This window comes from Microbacterium sp. zg.Y909, assembly GCF_024626565.1.
In genome coordinates, this window is the sequence record NZ_JANJFJ010000618.1 from 1 (window position 1) to 1659 (window position 1659).

Annotated in this window: 2 protein-coding genes; one reads left to right on the forward strand and one right to left on the reverse strand. The window is 70.0% G+C overall.

Annotation, left to right across the window (positions count from 1 at the left end; translation table 11 throughout):
• The first annotated feature begins 86 nt into the window (after positions 1-86).
• Complete coding sequence (locus NQ160_RS23470) at positions 87-335, forward strand: WhiB family transcriptional regulator (protein ID WP_191718336.1); 249 nt, start codon at positions 87-89, stop codon at positions 333-335.
• 73 nt (positions 336-408) lie between these two features.
• Here NQ160_RS23470 and NQ160_RS23475 read toward each other — a convergent pair.
• On the reverse strand, positions 409-1659 hold a 1251-nt coding region (locus tag NQ160_RS23475), incomplete at its 5' end, for a sensor histidine kinase (protein WP_257517409.1).

The window sequence follows — 1659 nt, forward strand, 5'->3', positions numbered from 1 at the left end:
GCTCGCACATCCCCAGAGTACCGGAACCCGAATCGGCACCCTGAAACGCACGTGAACAATTCCCCCCCATCAAGGAGCACCCCAATATGGATTGGCGCGACAAATCCGCCTGCCTGACCGTCGACCCCGAATTGTTCTTCCCCGTGGGCAATACCGGCCCCGCGGTTGAGCAGATCGAAAAGGCCAAAGCGGTGTGTGCTCGATGCACCGTGACAGAGATCTGCCTGCAGTACGCCCTCGAGACCGGCCAGGACTCCGGAGTGTGGGGCGGTCTTTCCGAAGACGAGCGCCGCGCCCTGAAGCGCCGCGCCGCACGCGCCCGCCGCGCCAGCTGACGGCCGCACGCCGTGCGCGCCGGAAGGCGCGCACGGCCACTGGCGCCAGAGCGCCCGCGCACCCCCGAACGGACTAGCCCGCGCTGCGCGCGATGTAGCGCAGCGGAATGTCGATGGTCACCTCGGTGCCGCTGCCCATGATGGTGTGCCAGTCGATGGTGCCGCCCAGCTCCCCCTGAATGAGCGTCCGCACGATCTGCGTGCCGAGCCCGCGGCCGACCTGCCCCTCGGGCAGCCCGCTGCCGGTGTCGCGCACACTCACCTCCAGCCGCTCGCCGGTGCGCTCCGCGGCGATCTCCACATCGCCCTCCTTGCCGGCGAGGCCGTGCTCGACGGCGTTGGTGACCAGTTCCGTGAGCGCCAGCGCCAGCGGCGTGGCATATTCACTCGGCAGCGTGCCGAACTGTCCGGTCGTGCGCGTGCGCGCGCGGGTGTTCGGCGCCGCGGCCACCTCGGCGACCAGCTTGAGCACGCGGGCGAAGACGTCATCGAAGTCGACGTTCTGCGCGAGCCCCTCTGACAGCGTGTCGTGCACCACCGCGATCGCCGACACCCGGCGCATCGCCTGAGTCAGGGCCTCGCGGGCCTCATCGGAGTGCGTGCGCCGCGACTGGATCCGCAGCAGCGATGCCACCGTCTGCAGGTTGTTCTTCACGCGATGGTGGATCTCACGGATCGTCGCATCCTTCGTGATGAGCTCCTGCTCCTGATGCCGGATCTCGGTGACGTCGCGGCAGAGGACGATGGCGCCGATGCGCTTGTCGTGGTCGCGCAGCGGAATGGTGCGCAGCGACACGGTCACCCCGCGCGCCTCGACGTCGGCGCGCCAGGGCGCGCGCCCGGTGACGACGACCGGGAGCGACTCGTCGAACTGGCGGTTCGCGGGCAGGATGCCGGTGGTCACCTCCACGAGCGACTCGCCCTCCAGCTCCTCCTCGAAGCCGAGCCTGTTGAAGGCGGACAGCGCGTTGGGGCTGGCGAACGTGGTCACACCGTCGGGATCGAGCCGGATGAGGCCGTCCGACGCGCGCGGCGCACCGCGGCGCGGCGACGTCGGCGCGGTGAGGTCGGGGAAGTCGGCGGAGGCCACCATGGCGAACAGGTCGTCGGCGCAGTCGTTGAAGGTGATCTGCTGTCGTGACGGAGTGCGGGTCTCACCCAGGTTCGTGTGACGGGTGAGCACCCCGATCACGCGCGGGGCGACGTCGTCGTGGGCCCGCTCACGCACGATCGGCACGGCGCGCACACGGGTGGGGGTCTCTTCGAACCAGTCCGGCGACGCGGAGTCGACGATGCGCACCCCGGTGAACGCGTCGCGCACCTG